At 64.2% G+C, this 18,508-nt stretch carries 16 protein-coding genes; 9 read left to right on the top strand and 7 right to left on the bottom strand.

The features are described from left to right. Positions 1-68: 68 nt before the first annotated feature. Genes JAO75_RS16595 through JAO75_RS16570 form a run of 6 tightly spaced genes read right to left on the bottom strand, consistent with a single transcriptional unit; the run spans position 69 to position 7,666 of the window. Positions 69-338 (bottom strand): hypothetical protein, encoded by a 270-nt coding sequence (locus JAO75_RS16595; protein ID WP_199050251.1) that lies wholly within the window; start codon positions 336-338, stop codon positions 69-71. Then, on the bottom strand, positions 335-2,329 hold the full coding sequence (locus JAO75_RS16590; RefSeq protein ID WP_199050250.1) for a chemotaxis protein CheA: 1,995 nt from the start codon (positions 2,327-2,329) through the stop codon (positions 335-337). Before JAO75_RS16590 ends, JAO75_RS16595 begins: the two co-directional genes overlap by 4 nt. Further along, positions 2,322-3,179 (bottom strand): CheR family methyltransferase, encoded by an 858-nt coding sequence (locus JAO75_RS16585; RefSeq protein ID WP_246742566.1) that lies wholly within the window; start codon positions 3,177-3,179, stop codon positions 2,322-2,324. The genes JAO75_RS16590 and JAO75_RS16585 overlap by 8 nt, the downstream gene beginning before the upstream one ends. Then, entirely contained in the window at positions 3,176-4,273 is a 1,098-nt protein-coding gene (gene cheB, locus JAO75_RS16580) for a chemotaxis-specific protein-glutamate methyltransferase CheB (protein WP_199050249.1), read from the bottom strand. The genes JAO75_RS16585 and cheB overlap by 4 nt, the downstream gene beginning before the upstream one ends. Continuing rightward, entirely contained in the window at positions 4,270-5,715 is a 1,446-nt protein-coding gene (locus JAO75_RS16575) for a chemotaxis protein CheW (protein ID WP_199050248.1), read from the bottom strand. Before JAO75_RS16575 ends, cheB begins: the two co-directional genes overlap by 4 nt. A gap of 4 nt (positions 5,716-5,719) precedes the next feature. Beyond that, complete coding sequence (locus JAO75_RS16570; protein ID WP_199050247.1) at positions 5,720-7,666, bottom strand: methyl-accepting chemotaxis protein; 1,947 nt, start codon at positions 7,664-7,666, stop codon at positions 5,720-5,722. Between the two features lie 605 nt (positions 7,667-8,271). Here JAO75_RS16570 and JAO75_RS16565 point away from each other — a divergent pair. Next, on the top strand, positions 8,272-9,180 hold the full coding sequence (locus JAO75_RS16565) for a calcium-binding protein (RefSeq protein WP_281433524.1): 909 nt from the start codon (positions 8,272-8,274) through the stop codon (positions 9,178-9,180). Between the two features lie 78 nt (positions 9,181-9,258). Here the strand turns inward: JAO75_RS16565 and JAO75_RS16560 are convergent, their stop codons facing one another. Next, positions 9,259-9,591 (bottom strand): hypothetical protein, encoded by a 333-nt coding sequence (locus JAO75_RS16560; RefSeq protein WP_199050245.1) that lies wholly within the window; start codon positions 9,589-9,591, stop codon positions 9,259-9,261. Between the two features lie 210 nt (positions 9,592-9,801). On the opposite strand from JAO75_RS16560, the gene JAO75_RS16555 reads away from it, so the two are divergent. The 8 genes from JAO75_RS16555 (at position 9,802) to JAO75_RS16520 (ending at position 18,462) form a co-directional block, all read left to right on the top strand. Then, positions 9,802-10,848, top strand: a complete 1,047-nt coding sequence (locus JAO75_RS16555) for a sodium:calcium antiporter (protein WP_199050244.1) — start codon at positions 9,802-9,804, stop codon at positions 10,846-10,848. A 396-nt stretch (positions 10,849-11,244) separates the two neighbouring features. After that, a complete protein-coding gene (locus JAO75_RS16550; RefSeq protein WP_199050243.1) occupies positions 11,245-11,397 on the top strand; it encodes a DUF3309 family protein in 153 nt (50 codons plus the stop codon). 410 nt (positions 11,398-11,807) lie between these two features. Further along, entirely contained in the window at positions 11,808-13,559 is a 1,752-nt protein-coding gene (locus JAO75_RS16545) for an SbmA/BacA-like family transporter (RefSeq protein WP_199050242.1), read from the top strand. 124 nt (positions 13,560-13,683) lie between these two features. Continuing rightward, positions 13,684-14,496: a c-type cytochrome gene (locus JAO75_RS16540; protein WP_199050241.1), complete on the top strand. Its 813-nt coding sequence runs from the start codon at positions 13,684-13,686 to the stop codon at positions 14,494-14,496. Positions 14,497-14,498: 2 nt separating this feature from the next. Beyond that, positions 14,499-14,846: a hypothetical protein gene (locus JAO75_RS16535; protein ID WP_199050240.1), complete on the top strand. Its 348-nt coding sequence runs from the start codon at positions 14,499-14,501 to the stop codon at positions 14,844-14,846. Between the two features lie 17 nt (positions 14,847-14,863). Then, entirely contained in the window at positions 14,864-15,679 is an 816-nt protein-coding gene (locus JAO75_RS16530) for a gluconate 2-dehydrogenase subunit 3 family protein (RefSeq protein WP_199050239.1), read from the top strand. Between the two features lie 9 nt (positions 15,680-15,688). Next, on the top strand, positions 15,689-17,458 hold the full coding sequence (locus JAO75_RS16525) for a GMC family oxidoreductase (RefSeq protein ID WP_199050238.1): 1,770 nt from the start codon (positions 15,689-15,691) through the stop codon (positions 17,456-17,458). Then, entirely contained in the window at positions 17,455-18,462 is a 1,008-nt protein-coding gene (locus JAO75_RS16520; protein WP_199050237.1) for a c-type cytochrome, read from the top strand. The genes JAO75_RS16525 and JAO75_RS16520 overlap by 4 nt, the downstream gene beginning before the upstream one ends. Positions 18,463-18,508 lie beyond the last annotated feature (46 nt).

The raw sequence follows: 18,508 nt of genomic DNA, 5'->3' as shown, positions 1-18,508 counted from the left end.
GACCGGATCCGACTCGGAGAAAAAGGTTATAGGTGTCTTTTAGAGTATGCGGGCGGAATGACAACTCCTCAGGCATCCTGCAGCCCTGATTCCGAAGGGTTTTCTCCCGCCAATGCCGGGGCGATCCAGTCTCGGAGGAAGGCATCCCCGGCCGTTCCCCGGATGGCCGGGCGCAGGGCCATCAGGACCTGAACAACGGCAGCGTGGAGATGCTCGGCGCCGGTCAGATCGACTGTCCGCCCCCTGTCGGCCTGGAGCAACCTGAGCAGCGGCTCCGCGTCCTCGACGCGGCATGGCCCTTCCAGAAGAACAATATCCCCCTCCAAACGCACGCTCATCCGATCAGCTCCGGGATATCCAGGATCATGAGGACGCTGCCGTCCCCGAGCAGGGTCGTTCCCATGATGCCGGGCATGCCGGCGAGAATGCCGCCCATGGGCCGCATCAGAACGTCCATTCGCTCGGCAAATCCATCCACCGCGATCCCGACCAGCTCGTCGCCGACCGCCATCACCACGACCTTCAGGCTCTGAGGGGGCTCGGGCGGGCGCGGCATCTCCAGGAGATCGGCAAGCCGCACCAGAGGAAGCGTCCTGTCGCGCAGAACGAAGGCTTCGGCATCCCGGACCGGAAGGACCCGGTGGGCCGGCACGAGGGCGGTCTCGAGAACGCCGTCGAGGGGGATGCCGTAGAGCTCACGGCCCAGTCGGACGGCCATGACCTTCGTCATGACAACCGTCAGCGGGAGGGACAGGCGGATCGCCGTGCCACGGCCCTGGAGGCTCCGAACGCTGGCGTGGCCGCCCAGGCGCTCCACCGCGGAGCGTACGGCATCCATGCCGACCCCCCGACCCGACAGGCCGGTCACCTCCGAGGCGGTCGAGAAGCCCGGAGCGAAGATCAGGTCGATCGCCTCGGCATCGCTCATGCGATCCAGCGCTTCGGCTGAAGCCACCCCGCGTTCGCGGGCCACCCTCCGGATCGTTGCCGGATCGATGCCGCGTCCGTCGTCCTCGACCTCGACCGTGACCCGGTCGCCGTCGCGCCGGGCCCTGAGCACGATCCTGGTTTTCGCAGGCTTTCCCGCCTCGAGACGCAGATGCTCAGGTTCGGCGCCATGGCCGACGGCATTGCGCAGGAGGTGGAGCAGAGGCTCGAAGAGGCCTTCCACGACGGCCTTGTCGGCCTCGACCTCCTCGCCTTCGACGGAGAAATCGATCGCCTTACTCAGCTGGCCTGCGGCCTCACGTACGGCACGCGGAAAGCGTCGGAAGATGTCTCGCATCGGCATCATGCGAACATCCATCACGGCGCCGTGCAGCTCTGCCACGAGGCGCTCGATGGCCGCCTGGCTCGACACCAGGCCCTGCGCAACGTGCTTCCGGTCCAGCCCCTCGTCGAACTGCTCCGCCAGATGCGCCAGCGCGTTCTTGGCGATGACCATTTCACCGATGAGATCCGCCAGCCGGTCTATCCGCGCGGCATCGACGCGAAGCGTCCGTGCGCCCGCTCCTCCGGTGGCTCCCACCGCGATGCCGGCGCCCCCACCGCCGAGTACCGCGCCTGGCGCCTGCCCCTCGGCCGTGTGGGCGATTGCGTGAAGGGTTACCTGGTCCGGGACAAACCGGAAGACGGCTTTGACCCTGTCGAGTTCGGCACCGGAGAGCGCCTCGATCCTCATATTGCAGGAGAACGGGTCGATCTCCGCCGCAGGCGGCCAAGGGTCCCGGTTCGACAGCTGGATGGCCACGAGGTCGGGAACCGAGCGCAGGAGCGCAATCGGGTCGTCGCCGGTAAAAAAGCAATCGGCGCGCGGCGTGTACCTGATCGCCACCAACGGGGCGTTCCGCGCCTTCAGATTTGAAGCATTGCGGTTCTGGGCCAGCAGCGGCTCGACCCAGTCGAGATCGGCCTGAGGGACCGCATCCGCCGCTTGTGCGGGATCCTCGTCCAGCTGGGAGCGCAGACTCCGCGCCAGGCGGTAACCTTCCTCCGCGGAATCCGGCGGCAGCTGTCCTGTCTGTTCGATCGCGGCAACCCACCGCTCCGTCTGATCGATGCAGGCGAGCAGGCTGTCGATCACATGGGCGTCGATGCTGGCTCGCTTCTCCTTGAGGGCCCCCAGCAGGTCCTCGGCAGCGTGGAGTGCGATCCCCATGGGGGCGAAGTCGAACAGTCCGACGGACCCTTTGAGGGTGTGAACGGCCCGGAAGGCGCTGTCCATGGGCGCGGCGGCTTTAGGATCGCGCTCCAAGGCCAGGAGGTCGTCCGTCGCCTGCTGGATCAGCTCATGGGCCTCGACGATGAAATGCTGGAGAAGATCATCCATCGCGGTCTCTCCCGGGCCGTTGATAGACAATCGCGTCCTCGAAACGGCGCAGGTCGAAGCGCTTCGAGATCCGGGTCATCGACTCGGTATGGCCGAGACAGATATAGCCTCCCGGGTGAAGGGAATCGTAAAGATTGTCGACGGCAAGGAGTCGGGAGGAGTCGTCGAAATAGATGAGAACGTTGCGGCAGAAGATGACATCGAAACGGCCCTGCGCGGCAACGGAGGCGGAGTCGACGAGATTGGCCGACGTGAACTTCACCGATTCCCTCAGATCCTGGATCAGCCTGCGATGACCTTCATGAACCGGTTCGAAGTAGCGCTCGACCGCGTCGGATGGCAGGCGCGAAAGAGCACGTTCTCCATAGTCTCCTGCCTGAGCGTCCAGCAGAACCTGCGTGTCGATATCCGAGCCGACGATCTCGATGTTGTAGGCGTCGACCATGGGCCAGTTTTCGAGCAGCCAGATCGCGATGGAATAGGGCTCCTCGCCCGTCGAGCACGGGACTGACCAGATCCGCACGAGATCGCCCGGCTTTCTGCCCTGCACGATCTCCGGCAGCAGCGAGCGGCTCAGGCAACTCAGCTGGTGCTCCTCACGGTAGAAATAGGTTTCATTCACCGTGAAGAGATTGATCAGCTGCTCGACTTCGACACCATCGGCCTCGATATGCGCGAAGTAGGCATTGAAGGTGCGCATTCCCGTCGCAGCCATGCGGTCCGCGATGCGCCTTTCGATGTAGTAGCGTTTGGCTTCACCGAAGATCATGCCGGTGCGACGGTGGAGGAACGCGCCGAGGCGCCGAATGTCATCGGCGGACATCGCCTGGGCCTTGCGCGTCTTGCTCATGCGCGCTCCACCATGTCCATGATCCGGTCGGCAATCTGTTCCAGGGGCGCGACGACCTGTGCGCCGCCGCGTCGAACCAGTTCGCCGGGCATGCCCCACACGACGGCGCTCTCCTCGGCTTCGGCAATGGTGCGGCCACCCTGCTGCTTCAGCCGTGTCATGGCCTCGGCTCCGTCGCTGCCCATCCCGGTCATCATGACCCCGACCAGGCGTTCGGGCGCGAAGTGCTGCATGGCGCTGTCCACCAGCCGGTCGACGCTCGGGTGCCAGCGGTGCTCCGGCAGCGAGGGCGCGGCCATGACGACAGGTCCATCCGGCCGCTGGCTGACGATGACGTCGGCATCGCCCTTGCCGATGTAGACATGGCCGGAGGCCAGCGGCATCGGCAGCGCGGCTTCCACCACGGTGAGAGCGCACAGCTTGTCGAGCCTGCGGGCCAAGGGACCGGTGAAGGAGCCCGGCATGTGCTGCGCCACGACGATCGGCCACGGAAAGTCGGCCGGCAGTCGTGACAGCACCGTGTCCAGCGCCGGAGGACCTCCGGTGGAGACGCCAATCAGCACGATACCATGGGCCGGCGCAGCCTTGATCCGCCGTCTCGGCGGGGCGGGCGCACGCCGTCGCGGCGCCACGGCAGATGACGGCTGCGCCAGGCCGCTGCGCAACCGAACCCGTTCGGCCAGCCTCAGGCTGCTGGGCAGACGGGCCTGCGATGCGGCGCGAACCGTCTCGACGAGCCTGGGGGCAAGCGTCTCCATTTCCAGCGAAATGGCCCGGTCGGGCTTCGTGATGAAATCGACGGCTCCGAGCTCGAACGCCTCGAGGGTCACGCTCGCGCCCGCCTCCGTGAGAGAGGAAACCATCACCACAGGGCACGGGCGCTCCAGCATGATGCGGTCGAGGCAGGCGAGGCCATCCATCTCGGGCATGTTCACATCGAGCGTGATCACATGCGGCTTGAAGGCCTGCAGCTGCTCCAGTGCCTCGGTGCCGTTGCGGGCAAAGGCGATCTCGAAATCTCCCTCGGCCGTGAAGACGCCGCCGAGAAGGCGGCGCATCAGGGGAGAATCGTCGACGATGAGCAGCCGGATCACGAAGACGACCGCTCCGGATGACCCTCGCCCATGGCTGCGAGCAGGTCCTTCTCCGCCCTGTCCAGCAGCTCGCGTGGATCGAGCAGGAGGATCATGCGCCCCTCGACCTCGATATTCGCGATGCGGTCGATGACTTGGTTCCCGTCCGCGGCCAGATCGGGCGTCGGGCGAAGCTGGCTTTGGGGGATGCTGAGAACCTCCGACACGGTGTCGACGACGAAGCCGGCCTGCATTTGGTCGATCCTGACGACGACGACGCGCTCCCGCCGCCGTTCTCCCCGCCCTTCGAACTTGAAGCGGCGCCGCTGGTCGATCACGGGAACGACGCGGCCCCGCAGGTTCATGACGCCCTCGATGAAGGCGGGCGCCTTGGGGAGCCGCGTCAGGGTGTCAGGCACGCGCACCACTTCATCGACGGCCCCGATGGGCAGCCCGTATTCCTCGCCGCCCAGTTGGAACACGATGAACTGCTCGTCGCCCGCTGAAGGGTCATCCGATGTGTCCATGTCGCGGCTCATCTCCGTTTGCGACGTGATCTGCTCGATCAGCGCCTGATCCCTGAAAAGGTGGTCCGTCGACAACACCGAAACCAGGCGCCGTCCGCCTTCGAGACGGCAGATGCCCTGGATCTGGGCCTCCGCACTGCCTCGTGTCAGGATCGCCGGCACGGGATCGATGGCGCTGTCGGGAAGACGAAGGATTTCCTTCATGGCGTCGACGGCAAGACCCACAAGTGCATGGCCGATCCGCGCCACCACCACGCGGGACCGGTCACCGTCCTGCCCGCCGGCCCGGAGCCCGAGGAGCGCGCGCAGGGAGACCAGCGGCAGCAGGTGGCCGCGCAGGGACGTCACGCCCAGCATGACGGAATCTGTCTGCGGGACGACGGCGACACCTTCCGGCAGGGCCACCACCTCGCGAACGGATGCGAGGGGCAGGGCGAAGTCCTGCCCGGCCAGGGCAAAGCACACGAGCGCAACCTGGTTCTGCTCCGCGGCGGTTCGATCCTGTCCGCCGGCGACAGTCTGGACCTGCCGGTGCTGTGCCCGACGGGTGAAGCGCCCGAAGTCCTTGGCCAGCAGCGCGTCTAGATCGATCATCCGCGCAGGCGTGCCCGCGCCGGTATCGGCGCCCGTCTCCCCGAGCGAGGTCACCCTGTCGATCATGAGACCGACCGGGGTGCCGCGGTCGATCACCACCACGCGCGCATTCGACGAAGGGCTCCCCTCACTCCCGAGAAGCCGATGCAGCGACACCACGGGCATCACCGCGCCTCGCAGGTTGGTCACCCCGAGCAGGCTTGAAGGCCCGAGGGGAACGCGCGTCACGGCCTGGGGACGGATCACCTCGGCCACGTCGGATGCCGGCAGGGCGAAGCGCTCATCGCCGACCTGAACCGTCAGGAACGACTGGACGACAGCCGCAGAGGCCGCCTCGGTCATGGCCTTAAGACTCCGTCATCTGAAGTTCGTCGGCCAGGGAGGCGATCTCCTCAATGGCGGCGGCCAGATCCTCGGCTCCCCGGGCCTGCTGGCGCGCCGCGATGGTGGCCTGCGCGGCGGCGCTGCCGGCCTGCTCGGCCACGGCAGCAACCTGTTGGGTGCCGAGCCGGACCTCGCGCACTGCCGTGAGAATCGTCTCGGAGCCCGACAGGACGGCGGTGCTTCCCTGACGGATCGCCTGCACGTCGGCCTCCACGGTGCCCAGACGCTCCGCCGTCAGGGTGTTCTTGGCAACCTCCGCCTGCGCAATGGCGGCGCTCTGCTCCAGGTCCCGCCGGACGATGGTGACCTGATCGCGGATCTGGCGCACCACATCCTTGATCCGGTCGGCATTCTCGGACGCATCCCGCGCCAGGTTGCGGATATCGCCGGACACGATGGCAAAGCCGCGCCCTGCCTCGCCGGTTCGGGCGGCTTCGATGGAGCCGCTCACGGCCAGCATGTTGGTCTGAACCGCTACGAGGGCGATCCCATCGACGATCTTTTCGATGCGGCGGCCGGATTCGTCCAGGCCGCTCATCAGGCCGATCACGGCCTGCGTCTCGCGCAAGCCCTCCTCGACGCCCGAGGCCAGCCGCATCGTCGCGGTGCGATTGTCCTGGAGATTGGCCGCCAGTGTTTCGATGCGCTCGACGGCAGCGCTCGCCGCGTCCCGCGACGCCGCGGTCGCCCGCTCGATCTGCTCCATTGCCACATTGGCCTGCTGCGTGGCCGCAGCCTGCATCTGGGCGCCCCTGCTGATCTGGTCGACGGCCGTCATGATCTCGCCGGCAGCGCCCGAGAGTTCCTGAATGGCTGCAGACAGCTCCTCGGCCGCCGACCCGACCTGCTCGGCACTGGCAGCTCCGGCCGCGCCACCCTGAAGATCGTCCGCCAGGGCAGCCAAGGCCTGCGCGGTCTGCTGGCTCTGATCGAGCGATGTGCTCTGCTGCTGGACGGCCCGCTGAGCCTCGGCGGCGGCGGCCGCCTGCTCCTCGGCGGCACTGGCCACCTGCTCCGCCCCGCGCTGCGCCTCACGGATGGCCGCTTCGGCCTCGACGGCCGCCAAGAGAATGGCCTGGCTTCCTTCGGCCAGGAGGGACATATCGACCCGGATCTTGTCCAGGGCCGCGACGACGGTGCGGCCGATCCGGGCCTCGCCGGAGGCGGTCTCGGCTGATGCCCTGATCCGCTCCGCGACGGACCGGACCTCGCTGACGATCCCCTCCGCCAGGACCTGAATGTCCTGCGCGCTCTTCTCCGACGTGCCGGCGAGAGCCCGGACCTCATCGGCCACAACGGCAAAGCCACGCCCGCTCTCTCCGGCGCGCGCCGCCTCGATGGCGGCATTGAGCGCCAGAAGATTGGTCTGATCGGAAATGTCCCCGACCACGCGGGTGATCTCGCCGATCTCGGCTGCCTGCTTCTCGAGGAGCGAGACGATCTCGACCATCGCCCGCTGGCGAGCCGCGTTGGTCTCCACGGCGGTTACGGAAGCATCGATCTGGGCACCCGTCTCGATCAAGAGGCTCTGAAGGCCGGTTGTCTTGCTGCGGGTCGCCTCTGCATGCGTTCGCGCCTCGGCAAACGAGGCGCTCAGGCTCATGATGGCCGAGAGCGACTGCTGGGAAGCGCCGGCAGCCTCCTCGGCTCCGCTGGCGATCTGCTCCATGGAGCGCCGCAGTTCCTCGGCTGCGGACGAAGCCTCGGCCACTCCGCTCGCCAGTTCCTCCGTAGCCGCGCCAATGCGCTCGGCAGCCTTCTGCTGCCGGGCCCTGACACGCTCCAGGGTCCGCCGCTGGGAGGCCGTCCCCCTGGGGGGTGAAGGATTCATACTGGCATTGGCGGCTTCATCGCCGACCGGACGTGAGTTGCCCTTGCCCGCAAGTTCGGACGTCTTGACCAATGCCATCGGGGTCCCTTGAAGCTTAAGTATGGTATTCTGACACCACTTCGACTCAGACCCGGCTTTCCAGCTTCGTGAAGCGATACAGAGAGGAGCTAGACTCTTATAGGTCCAGCCCCCGCTCCGGCAAGGCGTGCAGAACTCAATGGGAGGCCGCGTCGAGCGTCCAGACCGGGGTGTTCAACGGCTGTGAGAACAAGCCACAGCCCGGCAGCATCACACCCTCGCCTGCCGAACGGAAGCGTCTGCCCGATTATGGGGCGCAACCGGCGAAGGATCACTCCAAAGGCCAGGAATGAGCGAGGAGTTCGCCTGGCGCGAGCGGCGGCTGTGACATAGAGCTTTGCCAGTACCCCTCCAGAGGCACCTCTTACCGCAAAAATGAACCTGTATCAGCCAGCAGGATTCGTATGAAGGCCGAGGTCGCCGTCCCCACCGCTTCAGCTGTTCATATGGCGCCCGCCCATGCAGGCGCGCCAGGTCAACTCCAGCTATCAATAGAGGTATCGTCAGATCTATCGGATAACCTCCACTAAGAGGTATATCTTACTAGCACGCAGCAGCCTAACCTACGTCGAATATTCAGGCCGAAGCCAAAGCATTCGAGCTTGATGATCGTTGAGCTTTATCGTCTCGCCAAACAACTTGGCTCAATTCATATCGAGGCTGGCGCCATGCAGTATCTCAATTGGACCGGAACATTCATCGTCGATTCATGGGCAGATGTCGGAAGCCCAGGCGACCGCCCGATCAAGTCAATGGGCGGCCAAGTATGGGGCATCAACAACATCGCTGCTTGGGGTGATGGCCTCGATGTCTACACGCTTTTCGGAACATCGGATATCGATCTCATCTTTCTGGACAAGACAGGCTTCGACACCCCCCGCCTGACGAATGTCACGCGGATCAACGTCGGCGCAGGAAACGATCTGGTCGACCTGACCTCCACGCGTTTCAACTATGGAGCGACGACGATCAGCGGCGGCACCGGAAACGACTGGCTTCTGGGAAACTCGGGACGGGACCGTCTCCTGGGCGGGTCCGGACGTGATCAGTTGAAAGGTTATGGCGGCAACGATTACATAAGCGGTGGAAACGGCAACGACCACCTTCATGGCGGTCGAGGAAACGACAAGCTGATCGGAGGATCAGGACACGACTATCTCATGGGGCAGGTCGGCAAGGATACTCTCACGGGCGGGGGCGGCAGCGACAGGTTTGTCTTCGACGTTTCCCCAACATCATCCAACAGGGACACGATCACCGATTTCTCCGTGAGATACGACAGCATCCATCTTGACAAGTCAGTCTTCACCAAGGCGGGCCTGAAAGGCGGCCTCAAGGCCAAGGCCTTCTGGACCGGATCGGCCGCGCATGATCGGGACGATCGCGTCATATACAACGACGAGACCGGCTATCTCTACTACGATCCCGATGGAACGGGTGGTGCGTCCCAGAAAATGGTCGCGAAGCTCTCCAAGGATCTTGCGATCACGCACAAGGATTTCTTCATCGTCTAGGCGGCGAAGGCGGCTTTGCCCTAGGCCCGAACTTGGAATGCACGATCGCCGTCGGCCGTTCTGTTGGGAGAATGGACCTCAGTGGTAATGCCGAGGGCGCTCCCGATGCCGGCTGAGATTGGCTTGTACGCCTGTTGACAGGAGGTTGCTTCCCTCGAACATTCTCCTTGAGTTCAGGACCTGATAAACCTGCGCCAGGTGCTGGACATACGGTTCGCGGTTCTGACGGCGGCGCTCCTCCAGGTCCGCCTCCATTCTCTGCCTCACCAGAGTGGGATGAGATTGGATGAGCGTGTGCTCCCAGTCATACCAGCGTTCGATCTCCTTCAGGGCCCCAAGGGTATCCTGAAGCTCCTTTTCAAGGTCGCTCGTCTCCAGGATCAATAGCTGGGCCTCGTTCTGAACTTGCATCACGCCGCTCCTCGGTGACCGGGATCCGTCAGGATCGATAGGGAAATTCAGGCACAATGTGAGAAGCAAGGAAACCCTGCCAAGCCTCGACATTGTACACTGACGCACCAATCCCTGCTGACCGGAATGTCCGAGCGGGTAGAGCGTCTCCGAGCTTCGTTTAGCGGCTCCTCCAAGGGAACCTGCCCATCATGAGAGCCGTTCCAAGGCATGCTCGCCTTTGCCAATTGGTCGATTTCGGTGAACCTTCTGCTGTTTGCCGTAAGTGCCGCTGCAGTCTGGGCTGCGGGGACGCGGCTTGCCGGCTATGTCGACGGGATCGCACAGAAAACCGGCCTGGGACAGGCTTTCACAGGCATGCTCCTTCTTGGCGGCATCACGTCCCTGGCGGAAATATCCACAGTGACGACTTCGGCCTATACCGGCAACGCAGCCCTGGCCGTCAACAATCTGCTCGGCTCGGCCGCAATCAACGTTCTCCTGCTCGCCATCGCGGATGCGGTACTGGGACGCGAAGCTCTCACGACAGCAGTTGCAAAGCCAGCCACTCTTCTTCAGGGTGTCCTCGGCATTATCCTGCTGGCCGTACTATCTGCCATCATCGTCGCCGGCGATATCGGCGTTGCGCATGTCGGCCTCGGATCCTGCCTCCTGCTGCTGCTTTGCATCGGGTCGATCTGGCTGGCATCCGGATATGAGCACCGGCACGTCTGGACTGTAGTCGGCGCAGAGAAGCGAGAGCGGAAACAGGACACCACGGATTCGGCGAAATCCTCATCGCTGCAACAACTCACCGTCAAGACGGCGGTCGCCGCAGCGGTCATCGTAGTCGCCGGTTTCTTTCTCTCGCAGACGGCCGATGCACTTGCACAGAAGACCGGGATCGGCGCCGGCCTCGTCGGCCTCGTCCTGATCGGGTTCGCCACCTCGCTCCCGGAACTCAGCTCCATCGTCGCTGCGCTGCGCCATAAGCGCTACGAGCTGGCGATGGGAGACATCTTCGGTACGAACCTCTTCAACATCGCACTCATCTTCCTGGCCGACGTCGCCTATACCGGCGGCCCTGTTCTGCGCGAGGCGGGTCCTTTCGAGGCCGTCGCGTCGCTTCTCGCGCTCGTTCTCACCGGCATCTTCATCCTCGGGCTGCTTGAGCGGAAGAACAGAACGATCCTGCGCATGGGATACGACTCGCTGACTGCGATCGTCGTATTCGCGTGCGGGCTGGTTGCGCTCTACTTCTTGACGCCGAACTCCTGACGGCGGGGGCTGCGCCTCATTGCATGTCCTGCCCGGCAGCGTCCCGAGACGGCGCCGACGGCGGAACATATGCGTTCGAGCATCCTAGAGCGCCCCCTGAGCGGGAAAGGCCGTGGGGGAGATGATCAGCAGAATGATCATGACTACCAGAGCGGCAGCCAGCATCAGCCAGGGTCTCATGCTCGGTCTCCTTTCACGTTCGCTTGATCGATTGAGAGCCTTTCCGGGCCCGGGATGTCCTTGGACGGAAAAACCGTCACACGCCGCTACCTCAGGATGAGAGGCCGCCCACGCAGTTCCGGTGCCTCGGAACAGTCGGGCACTGCCGGCATTGACCGTCCGTCCAGCCGCAACATTGACTCAGTGGAGCGCATCCGCCGGGAGAGGGAGTATTGCATGCCCAACAGCGCGATTTTGATCGGTATCGTCGTCCTGTTCATCATCGCCACCGTTCCGGTCTGGCCCTACAGCCGCACCTGGGGTCTCTGGCCGAGCGGCGCTCTTGGCCTTCTCCTCGTCGTGTTGGCGGGCCTCCTCGTCCTGGGATAGCCTTGGCTCCGAGCCACCAGAATAGACGTTGGCCTAGGAACGGCTGCACCCGCGACCCGTTCCGACATCCTGCCAGGGCAGCCCAGGAATTTGGTGCGGGATCGCACGAAGATAGGACTTAGTGCATTTGTGGTGTTGCTGGCACTGCGCTGCAGTGACCCTGCGCTGGAACTTCGCCTGCCGCGCACGCTTGAACCTTTGTTCAAAAGGGAGGCGAATACCCGTAGCGCCGTGATGCCATCATGACAGATTCTACATCCCTCGGATCCCAACGGCCCGCCAGTTCGGTCGGATCTGAGCTTCAGGGAACATTCCCCCGCCCCAGCAGCATGGGTCCGGAGATCGGCACGCGGCGCGGGTCTGCGCCCACACGGGAGAACAGATCCGAGAACGCGATCCATGAATTTTACGTGCTGCTGCGAAACATGTTCGAGAAGGGAAAGGGATGGCCCATCATCCGCCTTTCGCTGGCGATCCTCGTCATCCTCATCGGCAACATGATCGGGCAGGTGCGCCTCAATGCCTGGAACGGCGCCTTCTTCGACGCCGTGGAAAAGCGCAACTCGACGGCCTTCCTGTGGCAGCTGGTCGTGTTTCTCGGCATCATCGCGTTTCTTCTCGTCATGGTGGTCGCCCAGACCTGGCTCCAGGAGCGTCTGAAGATCCGCCTGCGCGAGCGCCTGACCCACGTTCTTCTCGATTCCTGGCTGAAGCCCAACCGGGCCTACCAGCTGAGCCATGTGGGTCTTGCAGGGGCGCAGCCCGACCAGAGAATGCAGGAAGACTGCCGGCTCTTTTCCGAGTTCACGACGGAACTCGGTGTCGGAATGCTGCAGGCGTTCCTGATGCTCGTCAGCTTCATCGGGGTTCTCTGGACGCTCTCCTCCTATGCGAGTTTCGAGTACAAGGGCGAGGAAATCGTCATTCCCGGCTACATGGTCTGGATTGCCATCGGATATGCGAGCATCGGGTCCGGACTGACCTGGCTTGTCGGGCGCCCCCTCATCCGCCTGAACACGATCCGATACGCACGGGAGGCCGACCTGCGGTTTGCCCTCGTCCGCGTGAACGAGAGCTCCGAGAGCGTTGCCCTCTACAACGGCGAGCAGGACGAGCGGCGCAGCCTCAATCTCGCCGTCGACACGGTTCTCCTGGCGACGCGCAGATTGTCCGGCGCCCTCGCCCGCCTGACGTGGATCACGTCGGGATACGGGTGGCTCGCCATCGTGGTGCCGATCCTCGCTGCCGCGCCGGGCTACTTTGCAGGGCGCCTCAGCTTCGGCGAGATGATGATGGTGGTCGGGGCCTTCGGCATGGTTCAGGGCTCGTTGCGGTACTTCGTCGACAACTTTCCCAAGATCGCCGACTGGCGCTCTGCGCTTCTGCGCATCGCCACCTTCCGGCAGGCGGCCCTGGACCTCGACCGCACCATCGAGGAGAATCGCAGGATCGAGGTCACGCCCCACCCCAAGGGCTGGCTGCGGTTCGATAACCTGTCGATTGCCCTCAGCGACGGCAGCATCATTCTTGAAAATGCGACTGCCGATGTCGAAATCGGCGAGCGCGTGCTCATCGTCGGCGAGTCCGGCTCGGGGAAGAGCACGCTCTTTCGCGCCATCGCAGGTCTCTGGCCCTGGGGTTCGGGCCAGATCCAGATTCCTCCGGGCGACCAGATGATGTTCCTGCCGCAGCGTCCCTATCTTCCGCTCGGAACGCTGCGTGCCGCCTTGTGCTATCCTGCCGCGCCGGATGCCTTCACCAATGATGAGGTCACGGCGGCCCTCGAGCGCTGCGGCCTCGGCGATTTCCTTGCGGCTATCGATGAGAACAGGCGATGGGACCAGTCCCTGTCGCTGGGCCAGCAGCAGCGGGTCGCCTTCGCCCGCGTCATTCTGCACAAGCCGCGCTGGATCTTCATGGACGAGGCCACGTCGGCTCTCGACGACGACAACCAGGCCTCCATGCTGTCCCTGTTCGAGAACGAACTGGCAGGCGCCTCCGTGCTGTCCATCGGGCACAGGCCGGGCCTGGAGGAGTTCCACACCCGCACCCTGCAGATCCGCAAGACGAAAGAGGGAGCCATTCTCCTCGCCCGCACCCCTCCCCCTCCGTCGAGAAGCTTCTCCGACTGGCTGCGCCGGATAGGGATCAGGGCGCCCTAGAGGATCTTTGCAGCTCAACTTCGTTCGCTAGCGTACAGAACCACCCTTTCCCGCTGCCGCTCGAAGGAACGTGGGTTTGCGGCGGACCGTTCTCACCGGAAGGCTTGACCTTAAGAGGCTTCCGTTGCCCGCCCTGCGCCCGTTTCCAATCCTCGTTGCCCTTCCCCTGTTCGGCTTGGCCCTGGCCTCGGTCCAGGCCCAGGACGGGCGCGCCACCAGCGTGATGGCCTACGATGCCGGAACGGCCGATGTGGAGCGGGGTCGAGCGGTCGTGGTCGGTGCCTTTGCCGCCCAGCCGGGTCAGGGCAATAACGCGGTCACACCGCCGGCCGGCGCATGTTTCCAGTGTCACGGGATGGACGGCAAAGGCGATGCGGCTGCCGCATTCCCCCGCCTGACGGATCAGGTCTACAAGTATCTTTATGACAGCCTGCAGGACTACGCCTCAGGCGCCCGCCAGAGCCCGATCATGACTCCCATTGCCAAGGCGCTCTCGGATCAGCAGATGCGGGATGTCTCGGCCTATTATGCAGCCCAGAAGGATGCCCCCTATGGCCCAAGCCCACAGGCCGACCCTTCGGTGCTTCAGTATGGGGCTGCCATTGCGGCGGTCGGGCATGCTCCACGGGGGGTGCAGGGCTGCATCAACTGCCATGGACCAGACGGCTTCGGCCTGCCGCCGACCTATCCTTACTTGGCCGGACAGAACGCCGCCTACCTTGAAGCGCAGTTGAGGGCCTGGAAGACCGGAGAGCGCAAAGGCGATGGCTTCGGTCTCATGGAGAACATTGCCAAGCGTCTGACCGATGAAGAAATCCACGCGGTCTCCCAGTACTACGCCGCGATCCGCCCGCGCTCCGTGACTCCCGAACAGGTCGAAGCTGCGGCTCCAATCGTACCACTCCCTCGAATCTCAGCGCCTCCTGTGGGGAGATAGCTATGAACGTCGCACGCCACTCCCTGGTCATGGCCTTCCTTGCCTTAAGCACTGCCGCCGCGATGCCCGCTCTCGCTCAAGATTCCTCCAACAGAAGCGGCAACCGGTCCAATGACAACAGCTCTACGGCTCAACAGTCCGAGGTCGGAAAACCAAAGGTACAGGCTGCGCAGGTGGGTGCAGGGACAACGAACGGGTCGACCACAGGCACCAGTGGTCCGAAGAGCAACAGTGGCAATGCGCCAGGGCAGATCCAGGTGCCTCCTTTGCCGAATCCCAGCCTGTGCGATCCCTACAAGGATACGCCTGCTGCGTACCAGGCGTGCCTTTGGGTCTCATTGAAAGATTGAACAAGGGGAACAGCCTAGTGACCGAGAAACTCTCTCGCCGTGATCTCCTCAAGGCCGCCGGTGTCGCCGGCGTAGCGGCGACCGTGCCGGAGACCGCCTCCACCGAAGCAGCGCACCAGCAGGTCGCTCAGGCGAACCTGCCGCCGGCGGTGGGCCAGCCGCCTGCATACGTGCCGGGAGCGCCGGTCGAGAGAGGGGTGCTCTTCTTCCTGAACGATGAGGAGGCCCGGTTCATCGAAGCCGCCGTCGAGCGCCTGATCCCGGCCGAGCCCGAGTGGCCCGGAGCGGCATGGGCCGGAGTGCTGAACTTCATCGACCGCCAGCTCGCCGCCGCCTATGGCGCGGGCGCGCGGATGTATCTCAAAGGGCCGTGGATTCCCGATGCACCGCCGCAGCAGGGCTATCAGCTGCGTTACACGCCGGCGCAGCTGTACCGGATCGGGATCGCGGAAGTTCGTGCACATGTCACGGCGAACTATGGCGGACGCGAGTTCTGGGACCTGAATGCGCCAGTGATGGACGAGGTGCTCTCGGGTCTTGAGAGCGGCTCCATTCAGCTCCCTTCCATGCCATCTCCTGTCTTCTTCGAGACGCTGCTCGCCAACACGGTCGAAGGCTTTTTTGCCGACCCGGTTTATGGCGGCAACCGTGAGATGGTGGGCTGGCGCATGGTCGGCTTCCCGGGCGCCTACGCCCAGTACGTCGATCTCGTCGAACTTTACAATGTGCCATTCACGCGCCCGCCCATCAGCATCGGCGATACTGGGGCCCGCCATGCCTATCTGGAAGGGCACACCCAGGCAGGGCACACCCATGGCGCTCAGAAACGGTAGGAGCAGGATATGGTGCTGCGTATGAAACCGGTGGACGTCGCCCTGGTCGGCGGCGGGCTCACGGCAGCCATTCTGGGCAAGGAACTCGCCGAGGCCGGACTGACGGTTGTTGCGCTGGAGCGCGGCGGAATGCGCCAGACGGTGCCCGACTTTCAGTCGCCCACGATGCACGACGAGCTGAAGTTCGACGTGCGCCACGCCTATGCACAGGACGTCAGCGTCCAGACGCTCTCCTTCCGCAACTTCGTTGGGCAGCAGGCCTTGCCGATGCGCCAGCTTGGCTCCTTCCTGCCCGCCGAGGGCGTCGGCGGAGGAGCCGTTCACTGGAACGGGCAGACATGGCGCTTCCAGCCTGAATGGTTCGCCCTGCGCTCCTGGGTCAATGAGCGCTACGGACCCGATTTCCTGGACGACGATGTCACAATCCAGGATTGGGGCATCACCTATGAGGAGCTTGAGCCCTACTACACCTTCTTCGAGAAGGTGATGGGCATCAGCGGAGCGCCAGGCAACGTCAAGGGTCAGATCCAGGTCGGCGGCAATCCCTTCGAAGGCCCACGCAGCGAGCCCTATCCGAACCCACCGATGAAGCAGTCGCAATCCGGATATCTTTTCGGGCAGGCGGCCGCGCAGCTAGGCTACCATCCGTTCCCCGTCCCCTCGGCAAATGTGACGCGGCATTACACCAACCCGTTCGGGGCCAAGATCAATCCGTGCATGTATTGCGGCTTCTGCGACCCGTTCGGTTGCGAGCACTACGCCAAGGCGAGCCCGCAGGTGTGCATCCTGCCGTTCGCCCTGGCCAACAAGAACTTCGAGATGCGCACCCACGCATACGTGCTGCGCGTCGAGTGGGATCGACAGGCAAAGGTCGCAACGGGGGTGACCTATGTGGATGCCCAGGGGCGGGAGGTTTTCCAGCCGGCGAACATGGTCGTTCTTTGCGCCTTCGCCCATCACAACCCGATCCTGATGCTCCAGTCGGGCATCGGCCAGCCCTATGATCCCGCCACGCGAACGGGAATGGTCGGGCGCAACTACACCTATCAAACCATGACCGGGGCCGAGGTTTTCTACGACGGGGGAAAGGTCATCAATCCGTTCATGGCCGCAGGCGCGCTCGGGACCGCCATCGACGACTTCAACAACGGCAGTTTCGATCATACCGGGTTGGGCTTCATCGGCGGCGGCTACATCGCAGCTTACCAGACAACCGGCCGGCCCATCTATTACCATCCGGTGCCGGAAGGGACGCCGCGCTGGGGCCTTGGGTGGAAGCAGGCGGTTCGGCGCCACTACAACAGCACGGTCAGCCTCTCGTTCCACGGCTCCTCCGCTCCCCATCCCAACAATTATCTGGGCCTCGACCCAACTTACACGGATGCCTTCGGGCAGCCGCTCGGAATGCTCACCTACGACTTTCCCTACAATGACCGCCTGATGGCCAGGTACATCACCGAGAAGATGGCAGGCATCGCACAGGCCATGGGCGGCAAGCAGATCGGCGTAGGCTGGCTCGACGATCACTATTCGATCGTTCCCTACCAGACCACCCACAACACGGGCGGGGCCATCATGGGAACCGATCCGAAGACAAGCGTGGTGAACCGCTATCTGCAATCCTGGGATCTGCACAATCTGTGGGTCATGGGATCGTCCGTCTTCCCACAGAATGCCGGGTACAATCCCACCGATACGGTCGGCGCTCTCGCCTACTGGGCCGCCGATGCCATGATCAAGCAGTACATAAAAAATCCAGGGCCGTTGGTGCAGACATGATCCGCGCATTCAAAATCGGCATCGCATCCACGGCTGCGGCGCTCATCGCCACAGCCGCTCTGTCGCAGTCCATGCTCGGCCTGTCCGACCGGCGCGAGCCGAGCCCCGGCGCCGATCCGAACCGGGGCAGGTTCATCACCATCGGGGGCATGTTCGCGGACCAGCGGATCGGCTGTGTGCAGTGCCACGGAATCGACGGGAGCGGCAATTCGAGCGGCGCCTTTCCGCGGCTCACGGACCAAGCGGGCTGGTATCTCTTCAAGACCCTCCAGGACTACGCATCCGGCCTGCGGCCGAGCGAGATCATGGGGCCGATTGCCCAGACGCTTTCGCCACAGCAGATGCAGGACGTGGCGGCCTATTACGCCTCGATCAAAGAGGCGCCGTACCCGGCCGAGCTGCAGGTGGACGTCCAGACTCGGCAGATCGGTGGAGCGATTGCGGCTGTCGGCATACCGAGCCAGGGCGTTCCCGCCTGCGATGGGTGCCATGGGCCGAACGGTGTGGGCCAGGCGCCCCTCTATCCCTATCTCGGCGGCCAGTTCGCTCCCTATCTGCAGCATCAGCTGATGCTCTGGAAACAGGGCCGCCGTGACGGCGACCCCATGAACGTCATGGAACTGATCGCAAAAGCCATGACGGCGGAGCAGATCCGGGCGGTCTCGCTCTACTATGCCTCCGTGCGGCCGAGGGACGTAATTCCCCGGGACGTCCGCTATGCTCCCGATGCGGGACGATCCCCGGCGGTGCAGTCCTTGCAATCGCCCATGGGGAATTCGACCGATGTCGGCGCCGTGCAGAACCCTCAGCCGGGCCGTAGCTCTGTCGTGGTTCCCGGAACGGAGCCAGCCGGGCCTCCTAGCCCCACGGTGGAGTTGCCATTGGGCCTCCCGCGGCGCCCGCTCCCCCCTAATGCTCTTCCGCCCTATCTCTCACCTCCTGTCGATGAAAGGCCACGTGGAACCACGACCACCACAGGGGCCCCCGTCCGCAACCAGCCGTAGGAGTCAAGAATGCTGCTAATGCAGCGGGGCCGCTTGGGTGAGACCG

The sequence above is a fragment of the Microvirga splendida genome, assembly GCF_016427565.1.
In the GTDB taxonomy this organism is placed as follows: Bacteria; Pseudomonadota; Alphaproteobacteria; order Rhizobiales; family Beijerinckiaceae; genus Microvirga; species Microvirga splendida.
This window is presented reverse-complemented; position numbering and strand designations above follow the sequence as displayed.